At 51.2% G+C, this 18108-nt stretch carries 19 protein-coding genes; 4 read left to right on the top strand and 15 right to left on the bottom strand.

Annotated elements, in window-relative coordinates; all coding sequences use genetic code 11:
- Window positions 1-120 precede the first annotated feature (120 nt).
- The 15 genes from ACRQV7_RS04170 to ACRQV7_RS04100 all read right to left on the bottom strand — a co-directional run bounded on the left by ACRQV7_RS04170 (window position 121) and on the right by ACRQV7_RS04100 (window position 14208).
- Window positions 121-1161: an ABC transporter substrate-binding protein gene (locus ACRQV7_RS04170; RefSeq protein ID WP_444659568.1), complete on the bottom strand. Its 1041-nt coding sequence runs from the start codon at window positions 1159-1161 to the stop codon at window positions 121-123.
- Window positions 1162-1233: 72 nt separating this feature from the next.
- Window positions 1234-2025: an ABC transporter ATP-binding protein gene (locus ACRQV7_RS04165; RefSeq protein WP_444659567.1), complete on the bottom strand. Its 792-nt coding sequence runs from the start codon at window positions 2023-2025 to the stop codon at window positions 1234-1236.
- Window positions 2026-2111: 86 nt separating this feature from the next.
- The gene (locus tag ACRQV7_RS04160) at window positions 2112-2879 is read right to left on the bottom strand and encodes an ABC transporter permease (protein WP_444659566.1); all 768 of its coding nucleotides are present in this window, start codon (window positions 2877-2879) and stop codon (window positions 2112-2114) included.
- A gap of 32 nt (window positions 2880-2911) precedes the next feature.
- Entirely contained in the window at window positions 2912-3793 is an 882-nt protein-coding gene (locus tag ACRQV7_RS04155) for an ABC transporter permease (RefSeq protein ID WP_444659564.1), read from the bottom strand.
- Between the two features lie 63 nt (window positions 3794-3856).
- Window positions 3857-4900, bottom strand: a complete 1044-nt coding sequence (locus ACRQV7_RS04150; protein ID WP_444659563.1) for an ABC transporter substrate-binding protein — start codon at window positions 4898-4900, stop codon at window positions 3857-3859.
- Between the two features lie 34 nt (window positions 4901-4934).
- Complete coding sequence (locus tag ACRQV7_RS04145) at window positions 4935-5423, bottom strand: hypothetical protein (protein WP_444659562.1); 489 nt, start codon at window positions 5421-5423, stop codon at window positions 4935-4937.
- Between the two features lie 2 nt (window positions 5424-5425).
- Window positions 5426-6691 carry a radical SAM protein gene (locus tag ACRQV7_RS04140; RefSeq protein ID WP_444659561.1) on the bottom strand — a complete coding sequence of 422 codons (1266 nt, stop codon included), beginning with the start codon at window positions 6689-6691 and terminating at the stop codon, window positions 5426-5428.
- Window positions 6692-6747: 56 nt separating this feature from the next.
- Window positions 6748-7575: a lactate utilization protein gene (locus ACRQV7_RS04135; protein ID WP_444659560.1), complete on the bottom strand. Its 828-nt coding sequence runs from the start codon at window positions 7573-7575 to the stop codon at window positions 6748-6750.
- 44 nt (window positions 7576-7619) lie between these two features.
- Window positions 7620-8765: an ABC transporter substrate-binding protein gene (locus tag ACRQV7_RS04130; protein WP_444659559.1), complete on the bottom strand. Its 1146-nt coding sequence runs from the start codon at window positions 8763-8765 to the stop codon at window positions 7620-7622.
- Window positions 8766-9324: 559 nt separating this feature from the next.
- Window positions 9325-10956, bottom strand: a complete 1632-nt coding sequence (gene ptsP, locus ACRQV7_RS04125; RefSeq protein ID WP_444659558.1) for a phosphoenolpyruvate--protein phosphotransferase — start codon at window positions 10954-10956, stop codon at window positions 9325-9327.
- 79 nt (window positions 10957-11035) lie between these two features.
- On the bottom strand, window positions 11036-11299 hold the full coding sequence (locus ACRQV7_RS04120; RefSeq protein WP_275713061.1) for an HPr family phosphocarrier protein: 264 nt from the start codon (window positions 11297-11299) through the stop codon (window positions 11036-11038).
- A 100-nt stretch (window positions 11300-11399) separates the two neighbouring features.
- A complete protein-coding gene (locus ACRQV7_RS04115) occupies window positions 11400-12050 on the bottom strand; it encodes an HAD family hydrolase (RefSeq protein WP_275713062.1) in 651 nt (216 codons plus the stop codon).
- 214 nt (window positions 12051-12264) lie between these two features.
- Window positions 12265-13254 (bottom strand): PTS glucitol/sorbitol transporter subunit IIB, encoded by a 990-nt coding sequence (gene srlE / locus ACRQV7_RS04110; protein WP_275713063.1) that lies wholly within the window; start codon window positions 13252-13254, stop codon window positions 12265-12267.
- Entirely contained in the window at window positions 13251-13778 is a 528-nt protein-coding gene (gene srlA, locus ACRQV7_RS04105) for a PTS glucitol/sorbitol transporter subunit IIC (RefSeq protein ID WP_275713065.1), read from the bottom strand. Before srlA ends, srlE begins: the two co-directional genes overlap by 4 nt.
- Before the next feature lie 37 nt (window positions 13779-13815).
- Window positions 13816-14208: a transcriptional regulator GutM gene (locus ACRQV7_RS04100; protein WP_275713067.1), complete on the bottom strand. Its 393-nt coding sequence runs from the start codon at window positions 14206-14208 to the stop codon at window positions 13816-13818.
- Window positions 14209-14517: 309 nt separating this feature from the next.
- Between ACRQV7_RS04100 and ACRQV7_RS04095 the strand changes: the two genes are divergently transcribed.
- The 4 genes from ACRQV7_RS04095 (at window position 14518) to ACRQV7_RS04080 (ending at window position 18081) form a co-directional block, all read left to right on the top strand.
- On the top strand, window positions 14518-15777 hold the full coding sequence (locus tag ACRQV7_RS04095; protein WP_444659557.1) for a zinc-binding dehydrogenase: 1260 nt from the start codon (window positions 14518-14520) through the stop codon (window positions 15775-15777).
- Window positions 15778-15789: 12 nt separating this feature from the next.
- Window positions 15790-16662 (top strand): class II fructose-bisphosphate aldolase, encoded by an 873-nt coding sequence (locus tag ACRQV7_RS04090; RefSeq protein ID WP_444659556.1) that lies wholly within the window; start codon window positions 15790-15792, stop codon window positions 16660-16662.
- 75 nt (window positions 16663-16737) lie between these two features.
- Window positions 16738-17088 (top strand): PTS glucitol/sorbitol transporter subunit IIA, encoded by a 351-nt coding sequence (locus ACRQV7_RS04085; protein ID WP_275713071.1) that lies wholly within the window; start codon window positions 16738-16740, stop codon window positions 17086-17088.
- Window positions 17089-17106: 18 nt separating this feature from the next.
- Complete coding sequence (locus ACRQV7_RS04080) at window positions 17107-18081, top strand: sugar-binding transcriptional regulator (protein WP_275713073.1); 975 nt, start codon at window positions 17107-17109, stop codon at window positions 18079-18081.
- The last annotated feature ends 27 nt before the right edge of the window (window positions 18082-18108 follow it).

Here is an 18108-nt window from a genome sequence, read left to right as displayed (position 1 = left end):
ATGCCGTCTTCGATGCCCGCAGATATAAGTTGTCTACCCCCAGGCTTCAAGCCATTTCTTTTGAGAAATTCTGTGGGAATGGAAATGAAACCTTTCCGAATAGTAACGCGGGTCTCATTGTCAAGCGTCTATAGTTGGAAGGGATATGTTCTTTCCAAGATCGGACAGCGCTGCGCGAAGAAAGCTTTCGTCCACCCATTTTTCAATAGGAAAGTCTTTCGCTATGTAACCGCGATCATAAAGAAATTTCTTCTGACCTTCCAGCGCCAGCAAACCTTCCTTGGAGAATCCGGGCGTCAGATGCTTGTAAAAATCGCGCGGCAGCGCCGTTACAATTTCACCGGGTGTCGCGTGAAGCTGCTTGGAAAAGAGTGCCAGAGTCCCGGAAAGGTTTGTTTTCGCCCATTCCGCGGCCAGAATTGTTTGTTTAAGGTACTCCACAACTACTTCTGGATTTTCGTCCGCCAACTGTTTGCTGACCGTCAGGATATGCGGATATTCTCCGCAGACGGTAGAAATCAAACCGGGATGCGCGCCAAGCTCAAAAATTGTCTTGAATTTTCCTGTCAGCATCAGCCGTAGGGCACGTACACCGCTGCTGACGATCGCGTCTACCTTTCCGGCCTCCAGGGCATCCGCCTCGGCTTTTCCGAAATGATTCGCTTTGTCCGATGTAATGTTGATCTCCGACTCGCTGGCCGGGATTTCCACAAATTCAACCTCGGCGGTACCGACTCCTCTCGCCGCGAGCACGCTGCGGAAAAGATGCTCGGCGTCAGATTTAAAAAAATCGACGGCCGGATATTCCGGACGCGTCGGCAGCGCCAATTTCTTATGGCGCAGTTCCTCCACATAATCGACAGGAGAATCCACGCGTGTCAGAATATAGGTTTTCTGCGCATGCATCGTAAGGCCAAGTAGGACGACCTCCGTCCCGTTCGACTTCGCCCAGATCGGCGGTACATTTCCGCCTTCCCGGAAGAGCGCGGGGTCCTGATAGGTAAAATGTGCCAACCACCTGTCACGAGGCAGGCTCTGCAGCAAAACGGGCCGGATTCCCAGCGGTCGAAATGCGTCATACAAGAAGCCTTCCCGATTTGCAGAAAGAAAACTGGCGTTTCCGACCGGGCAGATGGTGTAGCGGAATTCTTTGATTGCCATTCTTAAACTCCTTTTGTTTTCTTATCGGGTCGTCGGCATGTTCCGTGCCCGTTTGCCGTATTGCGGCGGGAGTTACAGGTAATATTCCAGCTCGTAGGTTTTTTCGCCGAACAATTGGGTGTAAATTTCTTTTTTGATATTGAAAAAATCTTCTGTGTTCCGGCTTCGCGGCCTTGGAAGGTCAACGTGGAACACTCGCTTAATTTCTCCAGGCCGGCTGGAGATCACCACTACCGTGTCCCCAAGGTAAATCGCTTCGTCAATGTCGTGCGTCACCAGCACCATTGTCTTTTTTTCCGCCTTCCAGATGCGCAGGATTTCGTTCTGCATTCCCATCCTGGTAATGGCGTCCAGCGCACCGAAGGGTTCGTCCAGAAGCAGCACCTTCGGATCAGTCACCAGGCTTCTCGCGATGCTGGCCCGCTGCTGCATGCCGCCCGACAACTGAGAGGGGAACGCTTTTTCAAACCCCTTCAGGCCGACCAGCTCAATATGGCGCTGAACAAGTTCCTTCCTTCCTTTCTTACTCACCGTTTTACGCGAAATCCCAAACCCGACATTCTTTTCAACGGTAAGCCAGGGAAACAGCCTGGACTCCTGAAAGATCAGACCGCAGTCCCCGGAGGAATCGGTGATTTCCTTTCCGTCCAGACGGACGCCGCCCTGCGTCGCGCTTTCCAGACCCGCTATAATGCGCAGCAGCGTACTTTTTCCGCATCCGCTGGTTCCGACAATGCTGATGAACTGACCATCCTCAAAGCCGATGTTGATATCCCGCAGCACTTCTATCTGCTGCCCGTCAATCGTAAACTCCTTATGCAGATGATCCACCTGTATAAGAGGATCTTTGTTATTCTGTGGCATGACGGTTTATCCTTTCGTTTAATGAAGCCGGAATTTTCCGCGCCCCGTTAAGGCGGCGGGCTTCGGTCCGGTTGCCCTGTTCACGCTTACGGTTTTCGCTCCGCAAGGCGCCAGACCAGAAGGCGCCGCTCAAGCAGCGAGAGGGCCTGGTTTAACAGGAGACCTACGGTTCCGATTGCAATGATTCCCATGATCACGATGTTCATACGAAACGCTTCTCGCGCGTCGTTCATCATATTGCCTATCCCTCCGGAAGTGACGCCGAATATTTCGGCGACCACAACGAACATCCACGAATTGGAAAGGCTGATGCGGATGCCCGTAGCAATGGACGGAAGCGCGGAGGGAAGGACAATCCGTCTGAAAATCTGTGAATCTTTTAAATTGAAAATCCGGCCTACCTCAACATAATTTCGGCCGGCGCTGTGGATTCCCTGATAGGTATTCAACACGGAAGGGAAAAATGCGCCGACCGCGATCAGCATGATTTCCGACAAATCGCCGAACCCAAACCAAATGATAAAAAGCGGAATCCATCCCACAATAGGGACATTCCGCACGGCATGGAAAAACGGTGAAATGATCCGGTCCGCCCGCGCGGAGACGCCGGTCAGAATGCCCAAAAAGAGCCCTGCCAGAGATCCGTAGAGAAAACCTTGCATCACGCGGCTGAAGCTCACCAGAAGATTTTCCAATAGAAAGCCGTTTTGAAGGGATTCCACGATCGTATCATAAACCTCTTCTGGAGAAGACACCAGGCTGTTGCCTGGCGATGCGTGGAACCAAGCCAGTACGATCAGGAGCGGCAGCACCAGTCCCATCGCTGTTTTGCGGATAAATTGGCCATGCTTCAAAGGATTGTACCCCCTTTCATAATTCCGATGCATTATTCGGAGGAGCGATATGTGGTACGCCAGCGAAGGACATGCCGCTCAATCCGGTTCACGACCAGGTTCATCAGGAAGCCTATGACACCGATGACAAAAACCATCGCGTACACAACGTCGTACTCAAACATGGTGCGCGAATAATTCATCAGATATCCCACTCCCAGACTGGCGGCCACCATCTCCGCACCCACCACAGTCATCCATGAAAGGCTTAGCCCGGTTTTCAGGCCGGTGAAAATCGAAGGCATCGCTTCCGGAATAATGACCTCGGTAAACCGGCGGAAATAACCGATGCCAAAGATTCTGGACACCTCCAGATGCTCCGATGAAACGCTCTTTACGCCGTCATAGGCATTGACCACCATCACATAGAACGTACTGAGACCGATAAACACAATCTTGAATTCGCGGCCGATGCCAAAAAGCAGAATCAAGAAGGGAAGCCACCCGAAAAGGGGAATCTGGCGTATCGCCTGTATGAGCGGATGAACAAGGCGGTCGACGGTCTGGAAAGTCGCCATCAGGGCTCCGACCGCGATTCCCCCGAGAACCCCCCAAGTGAATCCCAGAAGGACGAGAGAAAGGCTGACCCTCAGATTCTCCCACAGCACTCCGCTTACGGCCAGTCTGACAAGGCACTGAAACACGCTTTCGGGCGGCACAAGCAGTTGGGGAGGAACCAGGGAAAAAATCGTCGCGACCTCCCATACCGCCAAAACCACCGCCGGCAGAAGGAAGCCCGGCAGGATCCGTCTGATCCGCGATTCGGGCATGCCCGGCGTTCCCCTTTTCCGCACCGTCTTATGAATTTTTTCTGCGATATGCGCAAACGCCCGCACAGTCGGGGAAGCCTGCCCGTTTCTCTGGTTGGTACTCATGTTCGATCCCTTCCTTTATCTTTTCTTTCCGCCTGATATCTCCCGACGGTCCCCGGCCCGGACTTACCGCAGCGCCTGCCTGAGAAACCGGTCGTCAATCCATTCCTCAAGGGAGAAGTCCTTTTCGATATATCCGTGCTTCCATAAGAACTCTTTCTGAATTTCAAGGGCGGCCAGTCTTTTGGGTGACAGATTCGGCACGAAGTCATATTCCTTTAATTTCTGCACGATATTTTCAAGGCTGGACTCACCGGTCACTTCAAAAAACGTTTCGGCGGCTTCGCGGGTGTTATCCCTGATCCACTTTCCCGCTTTCACAGATGCCCGAAGCCATGCTATGGGGATCTCGGGATATTTTTCGGCAACCTCGGTGCTGACAGTCACCACCGTCGGCGTATTGGCAACCTGCAGCGTCCAGTCGGGATGATCGGCGATGCGATGGATCACTGTCACAAGACCTTTCTCCTCAAGCGGCTTCGATTGTCCCGGCCTTGCGTAGACCGCGTCCACGCGTCCGTCCAGCAGGGACTGCCCGTCCCGCCAGACCTGCGCCCTCAGCTTGCCCCCGCCCCAAAGGGCAACGGGATTTTTGGCGGGCTCCAGCTTCTCCCACGAGGGGTCCCCAGCTTTCCCTTCCGATTCCGGCAGGTCGACGAGCGTCACCTCGTCCTCTCTCAGCCCGCCGAGCCGCAGGGCCAGGAGGATAGCGCGGTGCGCCGTTGCGCGCGCGAAGTCCACCCGGTCCGGCTTTTCACGCAGAGAAAGGCCGATCCGTTTTCCCCGCAGATCCGCGATCGTATGTATTCCGTCCCTTGCCCTCACGACAAGCTGTCCGCCGGACCGGCTGAACGAGGTGGTGGCGATCAGCTTGTTTACCGGGGAAAGGGACCTTGCCCAAAGCGGCGGAATGCACCCGCCGTCGCGGAAAAGGTTCGGATGGATCGATGTAAAATGTGCCAGCCACTCGCTTTTGGGTTGCTCGCGCAGGAAGCGGGGCGCGGCACCGGCCTTCTCCAGTTCTTCCGCGAGCCAGCCCTTCTCAACGGCGATATGGGACGCGACGATCAGCGGGCAGATGGTGTAAAATACTTCTCTTTTTATGGTCATGTTTTCCCTCCATTCTCAGTACGGCAGGTCTTTTTCAGGCTTTGATGCTCGATCGGTCGAGGTGACGGTCGAAATAGGGATGTTCTTTTTCCTGCTGCCGCCGCAGGACCGCCGGGGACGTTTCGCTTATCTCCAGAGGGAGAAGCTCCCAGACCGTTGAAATATCGGCGTCATCCCCATACGCGTTCCGTTTGCGCGCGAGCATCTGTTCAAATATTTTCCCGACGATCAGGCAGCGGTGCACCCGCGCCTTTATTGCGAAAGAGTCTTCTCCGTATGAAACCGTCACGGATGCGGCCCTGTCGAACCAGACGCTGTTCACGAGATTGACGTTGCTGACGGATTTTTCCAGATTCTCGCTCAGGATCAGCGATTTTCCGTCCAGGCTTGTAAGCGTAGTATTTACGCTGACATACGGGGAACCGTCGGCGCTTACTGTTCCGACCGCTTTTACGGCGGCCGGTTCCTGAAGCAGTTTCAAAAGTTTTTCCGGAATCCCGACCGGCTGAGAAAATTCGCGCACGGTCAGTCCCCCCTTTCCAAATCGCTGTCCGCGTGATTCCCGCAGTGCTTATAATCGTCATTGTCTGACGTCAGCCCATACGACTTGCGGATTTCATGAAGGCCGCGCACCAGCCTCACATAATAGTCGAGCGGCGGGACCGGACGCTCGCCCAGGGACGCGTGTTTATGCGGATGCCAGACGGTGCTCAAAAAGACGACACCGTGCTTCGCGAAAAATTCACACGCCTGAAAATTGGATTCCAGCGCTTCCTCAACGGTCGGAAAGCCATACGGCTGCACCATCTCCACGCCGGCGACCACCTGGGTATACACATTGCCTTTCCCGAAAATTTCAACCGCGTCGATCGTCCGCCGAATCCATTCCGCGTTTCCGGGCCAGCGGTTTTTTCCGGGACATATGTGTTTTGAAATTTCCTCGTCCCACACCTCGACGTTCGGGCAGTAGGAGGTGAGGCCGGTTTCCTGATAGATGCGCCTGAGCTGCTCCCTGCTATAGGCGGGCGCCATGATCTGGCTGGAAAAGCGCCCTTTGAAATTGCGCCCGATAGCCTGCAGGATACGGATGTAGCGGTTCACTTCGTTCTCAAACAGGACCTCCCCGCTGTAGTCCATCCCACCGGTGAGGTAAATCTCCGATATGCGTCCGGGCTCTTTCAAAACCTCGCGGACTGTTTCGTAAATATCCTCGGCGTCCACCTCTTTGGCGGCACGATCCTCCCGGGCGGCCTGCTTCGCCCGGATCAGATCCGTGAAGAAGGCGCAGTACCGGCATTGGTCTCCCGTATCCCACAGATGGCAGTGCTTGTAGGTGTTGATGATCAGCCGCTGCGCGCGGGCACTGGCGATGCTTTCCATCGGCACCCCCCGGCTTGTTTTCTTTCCGTAATATTTCGGCCGAGGCGTGAAGTCGATCGTGTCGACAAACTCATCCCCGTCATAAAGGGCAAAGGCGCCGTTCTCCCTTTCGATCCGATAGGGCTCCCGGTAGTCCTCGTCAAAAGACACGGATGCGGTGGTTGCGTCGCGCAAAAGGATGGAACCGGGAATCTCCCTGTCTGTTCCTTTCGTGCTCCCATGAGAATAGAAAATCCTCATGGGTCCAAAACGATATTCATCGTTTTGGACCGCGTCGAGCGCCTCTTCCGTTAAATATGCGCCGCGCCGCAGCAGGTCGAGTTTCAAGATAATATGGAACGGCACGTCCGGGTAATCGGCAACCGCTTTTTCAAACGCCGATCTCGCTGATTCCGTCGTTTGGATGATCATTTCTCCGCTTCCTTCATTCAATGTGATATGGGATGCCGCCTTGTCGGTTCGGCCGGTCAGCCGCCCGCTTTTTCTTCGGAAGCGGCCTGTGCGGGAACCTTCAGGCCGGACGGCTCCTGTCTTTGCGGCGGGATCCACACCAGCTTTTTGTACTCTTCGATGATGCTTTCGATCCGCTCTTTCGGCCAGGAGTCATCCCACCCCAAACCGAGGTCCTGATTGACGAACACGACGTTGATATTGGTGCCTTTGGGCTTATGCTCGATCACCGTGAATACGTTGCAGGTGCGGTCCTCGCCCCTGCAGTCCACGCAGCGCCCGGTCTTGACGCACCCGGTCTTAAAAGGCCGGCCGCCAAGGTCCGTGCTGCGTATTTTCACGTGCTGCGGGGAAATCTGATACCGGATCCGGTTGAAGGCCTCATCCAAATCCTTTGTGATCTTGTTGCGGCCGACGATCAGAACCGAATTCTCGTGCCCGTAAAACATGCCGGCCACGCGGTTTCCGAGAGCGTCCACATTGACAAGCCTCCCGTCGCGCGTTACGGCGTTGGTTCCCGTCAGAAAATACCTGCACTCCGAACTGTAGGACAAGGCGCTGAGGCGTCTGGTTTCCGCAAAGGTCTTTCCCCTTGCGTGTCCCGTGTAAACCGTCGTTCCCTGCGCTTCCAGCGCCGCATAGATGCCAAGCTGCGCTACCGAGGTCGAATCACCGGTCCCCACTTTCTCGCCGGAGGGAATCAATTCGGTTACGATTGCCCGGGCCGCTTCCGCGTCCGGTGCGTAATAGACATTGAAATGGCGGTTCTTAAACGCTTTCAGAACGGCGACGATGTCCTCGTCTTCAATGGAAGAGTAGTCAATATCCAGTAATTTTGTGCTCATATTTTAGCTCCTTAATCTTCGTTTTGAGGAAAGAATCATCCATGTCAATATTTTTTCCAGTTGTCCTGCAGCTTCGTCTCCTCCAAAACTTTTTTCAAAGGCTCTTCGACGATGAGATCCTTCGCGTCGAAGGCATTTTTAATCAGACCCAGATCCTTCATAAGGCTGATGGTGCCCGAGTAATAATTCACAACCGAATCGTCAATTAAGGGTGAATAAATGTAGCTCGGATCCGTTCCCTTCGCGCCTTCGCGAAGGCCATCCACGGACTGGCCAGTGTGGGAGGCGATTACGTAGTAGTCCTCCTGATTTTCTTCTTTTGAAATCCACTGCGCCGCCTTCAGATACGCTTTCAGGAAACGCTCCGTGATGTCTGGATACTTTTCAAGGAAGCTGTCGGCAACGAACACGCTGGTCTGCGGCTTTTCATCCGCCTTGAATTCCGGATCGTCGGCGGTGGTGTACAGAATCTTGACTTGCCCTTTGTCCCTGGGTGGGAACAACTGCCCCGGTCCCCCGTAGACGGCGGCGTCGATATTCCCGCTCACCAGGGCTGCGACGCCGTCCGCAGGCGCAAGATTGAAGAATTCGAAATCCTTGATCGTCAGATTGCGTTTTGCCAGAATTCTGGCCAGAGTCACCTGAAAAGTGGTTCCGTTTGTGGTGGCGAGCTTCTTTTCGGCAAGATCTTCAATCTTTGTGGCCGTCGATTTGGCGGGCACACCGAGATAGGACTCTCCGCCCCTCGACTGGGAAGCGATCAGCTTGATATCCAGCCCGTTCGACTTGCCGACAATGGCCCCCAGGTCGCTTGTGGCGGCAAAGTCGATGGTGTTGCTGGCAAACGCCTCATTCACCGCGGGGCTGACGCCTTTAAAGAAGTTCCATTCAATTTTGATACCGTCTTTTTCAAATTCCTCTTCCAGCAGATGGTGCTCGTAAAGCACGCCGAAAGTCATCAGCGAAGCCTTGTTGCTGTTGCCCGCGGTAAAAGCCGTTCCCACCCGGATCACATCCGGTTTCTCCGAGGAGGCCGAAGTGGATTCCACAGCCGGACCCGCTTTGCTTGCGGGCGCGCCTCCGGAGGAAACCGACGGATTATTGCCGCAGCCGCTAAAGGCGATTGACAGCATCAGCGAAGCGGTCAGCAGCCCGGATGCGAATTTTATTGTCTTTTTTTCTCTGTTCATACTCCCTGTCTCCTTTTAACACACACATTTAAAATTGATTTATATAGAGACCATGTTTCCCCGGCAACGTCCGAACCGATACAAAAGCATCTTTGTCCGCCCCGCGCCCAGAAAAACATCGTCGTTTCTCCGCCTTTTCTCCCGTAAAGCCTGTCGGCAGATCGCTAATTTTTATTAAACATATATGTTTATTAATTATATTATACAAATTCGGCTGACAATCACAAGTTAAAATCTTTAGCTCTTAAAGGGAAAATTTTTTGTATTCTGAGACTTCACCTGTTTCTTCATCCGTACTGATGCAGCTTTGCATACCATTGAGTGATAAGAATCACATTTTCTATATCTCTACTGGATACTAAAAGGCCACCGGATTTTTAGTATCCGATGGCCAAAATCTTAGAATAACCTTTGCTGTTCACCTTGCGGTTCTTGCTTAACTTTTTGTTTATGCACTTTTCTGAAAGGGAACTGGACAACGCCGTAATTTATCTAACTTTTTGGGTCATTTCATTGCCAGTTCCGCAGGCGTTTTATAAAAGTGCCGCCATTTAAACATTTAACGATCAACGCGGGTTTCCATGACTTTTTTCCGCAGCGGTAACACACAGGGCGCCGATACGGAAAGATCGTCAATTTCCATCCTTAAAAAAGTCTCCGTCAGGGAAAGGTCCGCCCCGAGTTCACCGCAGATCCCTACAAAAATGCCGTTTTTGTGTGCATTTTCAGCCGTGATCCGGATAAGGGTCAACACCGCTTTATGATGTGCGTCGTAGAAATGCTCCAGACCTGGATTCTGCCTGTCGATCGCCAGTGTGTATTGAGTCAGATCATTGGTACCGATACTGAAGAAATCCACTTCCTTCGCAAGCTCATCACTAATAAGAGCGGCCGCCGGAGTTTCGACCATGATGCCCAGTTTTGTTTCCGGATTGTAGGCTGCCCCTTCCCCGGAAAGCTCCAGCTGAACAGCCTGCGCAATTTGCTTTATAGCCCTGACCTCTCCCACGGAAATGATCATGGGAAACATGATCGCGATGTTTCCAAACGCAGTAGCCCGGTACAATGCTCTTAACTGTGTTTTAAAAACATCCTGCCTGGTTAAGCAAATGCGTATGGCACGGCAGCCCATAGCGGGGTTTTCTTCCTTTGGCATTTCAAAATAGTCTGCCTGCTTGTCCGCGCCGATATCCAGTGTACGGATAATGACCTGCTTTCCCTTCATTTTTTCCGCCACCGACCGATAAGCCTGAAACTGTTCTTCCTCGGTCGGATACGTTTCTCTGCCAAGATAGAGAAACTCGCTGCGGAACAGTCCAATGCCTTCCGCGTCATTGTTCAGGACCGCCTCCACGTCTTGCGGCCCACCGATATTTGCAAAAATCTTGATTTTTCTTCCATCTATCGTAACGCTGTTTTTCCCTTTCAGGCAATGCAGCTGTTCCTGTTCCGCCTCTTTCGCTTCTTTCCTTTCAGAAAATAATTTCAGCGTCGCAGTGTTCGGCTCAATATAAATCCTTCCGGAAGCGCCATCCACAATTGCGTTCTTCCCGTTATATCTCAGGCCCAATTGCTCTCCGACGGCGACCATGGCGGGAATATTCATGCTCCTCGCAAGAATCGCAGTGTGAGAATTAACAGAACCGTTTATGGTAATGAAAGCAAGTATTTTTGATTTATCCAGCTGCACTGTCTCGCTTGGCGTGAGGTCGTCTGCGACGATAATAACGGGTTCATCCGATGTAAAAGCATCCGATTCGGCATTGGCAAGGATTTCAATCAGCTTTTGAGATATATCCTTGATATCGGCAGCACGTTCTTTCAGATATGGATCGTCAATAGCAGAAATTGTCTGAACGTATGTATCGCATGCCTTTTTCACGGCATATTCCGCATTGACCCGCTCCGATTGGATCGTATCCGTTATGGCATCGCAAAAATCGATATCCTCCAGAATCATCTGATGGATTTCAAATATCTTGGCGCTTTTCTCTCCCGCCTCATGAAGCGCCTTCTCATACAGCTTCTTCAGTCCCGCTGCTTCCTGCTGTTTTGCGTCCCGGTAACGACGAAGTTCCTCCTCCGTATTTTCCGCATGACGTTTAACTGCTTCCCTTCCCTTGCGCTGATAGAACACAATTTTTCCGATTGCGATCCCATCCAATACACCTTTTCCATTTAGGACTGTCATCCTGTTTCCTCCTTAGAATTGATATATGAAAACAAACGGGCAGGGCTGTATAAACCCTGCCCGTTGTATGAAAGCTCTGTTATTCTCCCAGACCCGATTGAATCGCATCGACCAGTTCACGCAATGCTTTCTGCTCATCTGTTCCATTGCAGATCAGTTCGACTTCCGTGCCGCACTTTACTCCTGCGGCAATCACGCCCATGATTGATTTTATGTTGAATGTTTTTTCATTTGACTGCATTTTTATATCGCTTTGATACTGCTGCGCCAGTTTCGCCAGCGTACCGGCCGGCCGGGCATGCAGTCCGTATTTTAATTGAATTCTTACTTTTTGACTTACCATATTGATTCCTCTCATTATTTAAATAAACAGCCCATACAGGTCTCTCTTTACGTCAACCGTATGAGACAGACATTATGAACTCTGTACTTTCCTCATCCCATTACTTTAAATCATTTAAAAACTCTTTCAATGAATCTAAATAGCGATCCGCAAGTAACTGAAGCATTTGCTTTTCGTCCTTAGCCGTTTCATCATAGACTGCATATACTGTGAACCCGTCTGCCTTTGCAGTACGGCTTGCCTGAATATTATCCTCTACAACAATGGTATTATCGCGTGTCGTATGAAGAATTTTAAGTCCCTCCCGCCAAATATTGGGATGCATCTTATTATATCCGACTTCTTGGCAGGTTAATATGCCGGCGAACATCTCATAGATTCCCAATCGTATAAGCGGCTTTTCTATTAATACACGGTCCGTAGCAGTGGCTGCGCAAAATCTGATGCCCATATCAGTGAGCCGCTGCAGCACTTCCAGCACTCCGGGCTTTAGGCGGATACTGTTTTCATAGCGATAGGTCATTTCCTGATCAAATTCATTCTTAATGTCCTCCGCCGAATCCGCAAGATTGAATCTCATGCGAAGATATTCCGCGGATTCCATAGAACCCATTTTAACCAAGGTACGTTCCAGTCCCGGCGGAAAATCGATTTTCTTCCTTTTCAGATATTCCACGCGTAAATTATTCCAATAACCCATCGAATCAAGAAGTGTTCCGTCCAGATCAAATATTACGCCTTTTATTTTCATACCATACTACCTCTTGAAACATATTCTGTTTTGCAGAGTTGTGTGCTTTTATGTACGCAAGTTTACACGTCCGTGTATTTTTCGAAACAGCTTTCCATTGACTTCTTAGGCGTGCCACCAGGAAACGCCTTCCAGCATTTTTTCCTGGTGGCATTGACGGGCATACCTGTCTTCTCAAAGTCTTTATTTTATACTTTACTTACAGATCCTTTGTCTAATAAAGTCCGAAGCTCAGAAGGAACGCCACCAGTACCGCTATGGGACCCGTGATGAGCCGGGAGAAAAGCATCGCCGGGACACCGGTTTCCACTGTCTCCGGCTCAGCCTCTGCCAATGTCAACGCGACCGGCAGGAAATCGCAGCCGACCTGAGAATTGATTGCGAACAGCGCGGGCAGAGCGTAGGACGGCGGAATCGTGCCCTTTCCGATCTGAACACCCAGCAATACTCCGATGACCTGCGCGATGACCGCACCCGGTCCCAATACGGGGGACAAAAACGGGATCGCACAAAAAACGGACAGCCCCAACAGTCCCGGCAAACTTCCGGCCAGCGGCTTAATAGCGTTAGCAAGCACATTGCCAACACCTGTGTAGTTGATGATGCCGACCATGATGCTGACAAATACCATAAATGGCAGGATGCTCTTCAATACGATTTCAACGGAATCACGGCCGGCCTGATAGAAGATGTTCACAACGCTTCCGATTGCTCGTCCGGAATTTGTAATAAATCCGACCATCCCTTTTGAAGAGGCTGCGGGCGCCTCCGCCGCCGCTGCTTTTGTCTCTGGAGCAGCTTTGGGAGCTGCCTTTGCAACGGTATCGGTTTCCCCGCTTTCCACGAGGCTGATGTTATCCTCGACGACCCCCGATACAAAATTGCCTTCGTTGATGTAGCGGCTCAACGGGCCCGACGGTGAGATCGGATGGGTGTCGATCGTTTTGACCCCGAGCTTTGGGTATACGCCGCACCGCAGTGTTCCGCCGCAGTCTACGATAGCAATAATCATGGTATCAGGCTCGACCTTTTCTTTAAAACCGTCTACGGCCGGAACATGCAGCATATCCGCGATTTTCTGCGCCAGCGGATGAATACCGCCGCCTGTAATCGACGCCACGACTTTGCGGGTCTCGGTCTCCTGCACGGTAAACGGGCCGCCCCAGCCCCCGGGTCCTCTCGTTACTTTTACTGTCGTCTTCATTTCGCCGCCCCTTTTCTCTTCATCATCAGAGTCGTAATAAGCTCAGTCACGTTGCCGCGGATAAATATGACGATAATACCCACAATAAAATACCGTACCGCCAGCGGCATAGCCGATTGCCCCAGCGTTGTAATCCCTGCGGAGATGCCCGCCCATACAAACAGTTCCCCTGGGTTAGCGTGCGGAAAAATTCCGAGTATTGGATGCGCAAACGAGAAACACGCGTCAATAAAGGCCGGCTTCTCTTTCTCCTCGACAAACCGCCCCATTGTATAGCACATCGGATTTGTCAGGAAAAACAGCGACATGATTGGTAAAAGCGTATAGCGCAGCAAGCGGAACCGCGTCAGTTTTTTCGCAAAATTATTGACGCGTTTCTCTCCAATCAGCTTAATTAACGCGTTGATCGTCGTCAGAAGCACCAGCAACGTGGGCAGGATCCCCGTGATTAGCCCCGTCAGGTTTTCGCCTCCGGCCTGGAACACACCGGTAAATACTTCTGCAAATTTTACTAAGAAATCCATAAAATGCCCTCCTAAATCCTATCAATTCGATTCCCTTTTACAATGTGACAGCCTGCCTGTTGCGCTGCTCGTCAATCAGCTCAATCGCCTTTTTCAAGGCCTGCACTCTCATTTTCTCAGCCACCCGGCTGACTGCCGTCTCCATCGTCAAACCGGTCAGTTCTGCCCGCCGCCTGAATTTGGCAAATACGGTTCTGCCCTGCATCTCACGGTATTCCACGACAACTCCTGTTTCATCCACCACGATAATGACAGCTACTCCCTTGCAGAAAGGGATCTTTGATTTTGCTCTCCCCATTGCCAGATATCCCGATCCGGCGTGCTCACGCTTCATCTGCCCCAGCGTACCGTACACGGCCTTTAATTGCATGTATGAAAAAAATGCCTGCAACGCCATGGCCAAGAACAGCCCGCCTAATACTATCGTCATAGAATCACCCCCCTTTATCACTTGCCTTCTCCTTTCTCACATTTGTCAGGTCGTGTGACGACTTACTCATCTTGCTCATTGATGTTATATTATTGCACATTAAATGTCAACATAATATTAAAAATTTGAACATATTCTACAGTTTAATTCCGCAACATGTTGGATCCGCAAAATAGTCATCACATATGTTCCAATGTATCGCAAATAATTGACAATACCGATAAACTGTCGCTATTATAGTAGTGTCATCAGGCACTCACAACCATTCCATCAAAGGAATGAAAATATAATCTTAACGGAGGTACCTACATGAAAACAAAAGCAATCAGGCTGCATGGAACAAAAGATCTACTATTAGAAGAATTGGAATTACCTGAAATCAGGGAGGATGAGATTCTTGCAAAAATGATGACGGACAGTGTCTGTATGTCTACATACAAGCTGGTTCAGCAGGGTAGCGCGCATAAGCGCGCGCCGGACGATCTGTCTGAAAAGCCGGTAATCATCGGCCATGAAATGGCGGGTGTCATCATATCGGTGGGCGCTAAATGGAAGGACAAATATCGGGCGGGCCAGCGGTTCACAATCCAGCCTTCCCTGAATTATAACGGAACATTCGACACCCCGGGTTATTCGTATTCTTATTTCGGCGGCGACTGCACCTATTGTGTGATTCCGAACGAGGTGATGGAGCTCAATTGCCTGATTCCAATCAAGGGGGAGTCCTTTTTTCAATCTTCGCTGGCGGAGCCGATTGCGTGTGTAATCGCGGGATATAACCGGATGTACCACACCTCGGATGTCAATCACGAGCACACGATGGGAGTAAAACCCCAAGGAAACCTCATTATTTTCGGAGCCTGCGGCCCAATGGGGCTCGCCGCTATCGATTATGCTCTGCAGTTGGAAAACGGTCCGGCACTCATCGTTGCCGTCGATGTCTCTAAGGAACGAATCGCGCGCGCCCAAGCCGTTTTGACTGTGCCAAACAACAGGCGGCTTGTATTTTTTAATGCGGAGTCAAGCAGCGACGTCGTGCAGGATCTTAGAAGTCTCAGCAATGGAGCCGGATACGACGATGTCTTTGTATATGCGCCCGTGCAGCGATTAATTGAACAGGCTGACAAGGTACTGGCAACCGACGGTTGCCTGAATTTCTTTGCCGGTCCCGTGGACAAGGGCCTGTCCGCAATGATCAATATGTATAACATACACTATGCAAAAACCCATTATGTCGGCTTCACCGGAAGCACCAACGACGACCTGCTTGACGCAATTCGTCTGTCGGATGAGGGGCGCATAAATCCCACCGTCATGCTGACACATATCGGCGGATTAAACAGTGTAATCGAAACGACCTTAAATCTGCCGCAGATTCCAGGCGGCAAGAAGCTGATTTACACGCAGATTGATCTGCCACTGACCGCAATTAAGGATTTTCGCAAATTGAGCGCGGAGAATCCGCTGTTCGGCGAACTGGCGGATGCCTGTGACCGTGCAAACGGCTGCTGGAGCGCAGAGGCGGAACGTATTCTGCTTGCACATTATAACGTTGATACAACAAAATAGGAGGATAAAATCATGCTGGCCAATCTCAAGGATATTTTAGCCGACGCCAAAGCGCGTCGATACGCAGTAGGTGCATTCAACGGTACAACATTGGAGAGCGTGCGCGCGATTATCGCGGCAGCCGAAGAACTTGGATGTTCTGTTATCCTGCAACATGCACAGAGCCATGACAGCATTGTCGACATGCATGAGATCGCACCATTGATGCTGCACTATGCCGGACGCGCGTCTGTCCCGGTTGCTGTGCATCTGGATCACGGAAGTTCATTTGAACGCTGCGTGCAGGCTGTCCGGCTCGGTTTCACGTCCGTGATGTATGATGCATCCGGGAAGGATCTTGACACAAACATCGCTCAGACAGCTGAGATCGTTAAGATCGCACACGCCGCGGGAGTCTCCGTGGAAGCAGAACTCGGCCACGTTTTCACATCGAAAGTTGTCGTCGGTGAGGGTACAAACGCAGACAGCGCCGACGACTACACTAATCTGGATGATATATACACCGATCCGGATATGGCCCGCCGTTTCGTGGATGCAACCGGAGTCGACTGTCTGGCCGTTGCTTTTGGAACTGTGCACGGCGTGTATCTCACCGAGCCCCGTCTGGATCTTGACCGTGTCAGTAAAATCCGCGACGCGGCAGATATTCCGCTCGTTATGCACGGGGGGTCCGGTGTTTCCAATGAAGATTACAGGACCGCCATCCAGAATGGTATCTGCAAGATCAATTATTATACCTATATGAACAAGGCCGGCGGGGAGGCAGTCAGGCAGTATCTGAACACAGATCATGATGCACTATTTTTCGATGCTATCTCACTTTGCGCTACGAGCGCCATGAAATCAGATATTCTGCGTGCAATGCGTGTCTTCTCCGGCAAGTAAATCCGCGCTGAGTTATGGAACGCTTTCTTTTTTCTAAGCATTGCGCTATAATGTATAAAAAGGAGCATGATGCAAATGTTCAAGACAACCGTGACTGCAATTGGCAGGGATGCCATATTTGACGAAAGTCCGATGCTGGTTCTTTTCGGCAAAGATTGTCCTGAAGAATTACAGGATGCCTGTATTATTCACGAATTCAAGGGCGAACAGAGTGACGGAATATTGCGTCCGGGCGGACATATGTTGTTTGATGATAAGGAGTACACTGTAGAACAGGTCGGCGAGGTGGCGAATGAGAATTTCAGCCGTTTGGGACACATGACGCTGATATTTGATCCGTCTGAAGACGTATTGCCGGGGGCGGTCGTGCTATCGCCCGCCGGTGTTCCGGAGGTCAGAATTGGGAGCTCAATCGTATTTATGTAAGCTGTGAGGGATTAGAGAATGGGTACTTCCGATGATACGCAATTGCTGGTAGAAATCGCACATCTGTATTATGACGACTACCTTACGCAGGATCAGATTGCGAAGAAATATAATATGAGCCGCTCGCTGGTCTCGAAACTGCTCACAAAGGCGCGCACCGTCGGAATCGTGCAGATCATCATCCACGACGCCGGAATGCGGCCTTACCATGTGCTGGAAAATCAGCTAAAATCGACCTTCAAGCTTCATGATGTCATCTGTGTCAATGTGGACGAAAGCAACCAGCCGAAGAAACGGCTGGGACATTTAGCGGCGAAATACCTGTTCCGGCGCATGTACTCGGCCAAACTGGTGGCCGTATCATCCGGTGAAACCAACTTCGCGCTGGCCAACAGCTTTTCCTCCCCGGTCCCATTTCCGGATGTGACCTTTGTGCCGCTATCCGGCGGGTTACTGCGTAATGACAGAGACACCCAGGCGAATGTTATCGCCGAGATTTTTGCGCGTCAGTGCGGCGGCGACAGTTTGCAGCTCCATGCCCCTGTAGTCGTCGATTCCCCGGAGGCAAAGCGGATTCTTATGAAACAGCACTTCATTAAGGATGTGCTGGACAACGCCAGAAATTCGGACCTCGCTATCGTCGGCCTCGGTAGCTCTCCCATCTATTTTGAAATGACAGAAGCCTACATGCACGGCATTGATAAATATACCGACAACGTCAGTGATCTGATTAAAGGCGATATCTCATTCAATTTTTTCAATGAGCACGGCCAGTTGGTGGATTGCAAATGGAACCAGCAATTGATGTCGCTGAGCTTAGATGAAATTAAGAAAATACCGGAAGTGATCGGGGTCGCCGGCGGGGACGAAAAAGTTGAGAGTATTTATATTGCCATCCGTTACCGATTGATCGACACGCTGATCACCGACATCACCACTGCAAAGAAGCTTCTTCATGTCAGTGCCCAGCAATATACAAAAGATTTGCGTTAACAAGATTTGAAAACGGAGCTTTTTCCT

The sequence above is a fragment of the Caproiciproducens lactatisolvens genome, from assembly GCF_052443335.1.
Classification (GTDB): Bacteria; Bacillota; Clostridia; order Oscillospirales; family Acutalibacteraceae; genus Caproiciproducens.
The sequence above is the reverse complement of the archived record's forward strand: the minus strand, read 5'-3'. Positions and strand labels throughout refer to the sequence as shown.

Coding starts and splice junctions, on each gene's coding strand:
- ACRQV7_RS04100 (WP_275713067.1), bottom strand. CDS start 14,208: ATGACGATAGTATTAGGCGGGCTGTTCTTGGCCATGGCGTTGCAGGCA.
- ACRQV7_RS04115 (WP_275713062.1), bottom strand. CDS start 12,050: ATGAAAATAAAAGGCGTAATATTTGATCTGGACGGAACACTTCTTGAT.
- ACRQV7_RS04155 (WP_444659564.1), bottom strand. CDS start 3,793: ATGAGTACCAACCAGAGAAACGGGCAGGCTTCCCCGACTGTGCGGGCG.
- ACRQV7_RS04170 (WP_444659568.1), bottom strand. CDS start 1,161: ATGGCAATCAAAGAATTCCGCTACACCATCTGCCCGGTCGGAAACGCC.
- ACRQV7_RS04135 (WP_444659560.1), bottom strand. CDS start 7,575: ATGAGCACAAAATTACTGGATATTGACTACTCTTCCATTGAAGACGAG.
- ACRQV7_RS04130 (WP_444659559.1), bottom strand. CDS start 8,765: ATGAACAGAGAAAAAAAGACAATAAAATTCGCATCCGGGCTGCTGACC.
- ACRQV7_RS04090 (WP_444659556.1), top strand. CDS start 15,790: ATGCTGGCCAATCTCAAGGATATTTTAGCCGACGCCAAAGCGCGTCGA.
- ACRQV7_RS04140 (WP_444659561.1), bottom strand. CDS start 6,691: ATGATCATCCAAACGACGGAATCAGCGAGATCGGCGTTTGAAAAAGCG.
- srlE (WP_275713063.1), bottom strand. CDS start 13,254: ATGAAGACGACAGTAAAAGTAACGAGAGGACCCGGGGGCTGGGGCGGC.
- ptsP (WP_444659558.1), bottom strand. CDS start 10,956: ATGACAGTCCTAAATGGAAAAGGTGTATTGGATGGGATCGCAATCGGA.
- srlA (WP_275713065.1), bottom strand. CDS start 13,778: ATGGATTTCTTAGTAAAATTTGCAGAAGTATTTACCGGTGTGTTCCAG.
- ACRQV7_RS04080 (WP_275713073.1), top strand. CDS start 17,107: ATGGGTACTTCCGATGATACGCAATTGCTGGTAGAAATCGCACATCTG.
- ACRQV7_RS04120 (WP_275713061.1), bottom strand. CDS start 11,299: ATGGTAAGTCAAAAAGTAAGAATTCAATTAAAATACGGACTGCATGCC.
- ACRQV7_RS04085 (WP_275713071.1), top strand. CDS start 16,738: ATGTTCAAGACAACCGTGACTGCAATTGGCAGGGATGCCATATTTGAC.
- ACRQV7_RS04150 (WP_444659563.1), bottom strand. CDS start 4,900: ATGACCATAAAAAGAGAAGTATTTTACACCATCTGCCCGCTGATCGTC.
- ACRQV7_RS04165 (WP_444659567.1), bottom strand. CDS start 2,025: ATGCCACAGAATAACAAAGATCCTCTTATACAGGTGGATCATCTGCAT.
- ACRQV7_RS04095 (WP_444659557.1), top strand. CDS start 14,518: ATGAAAACAAAAGCAATCAGGCTGCATGGAACAAAAGATCTACTATTA.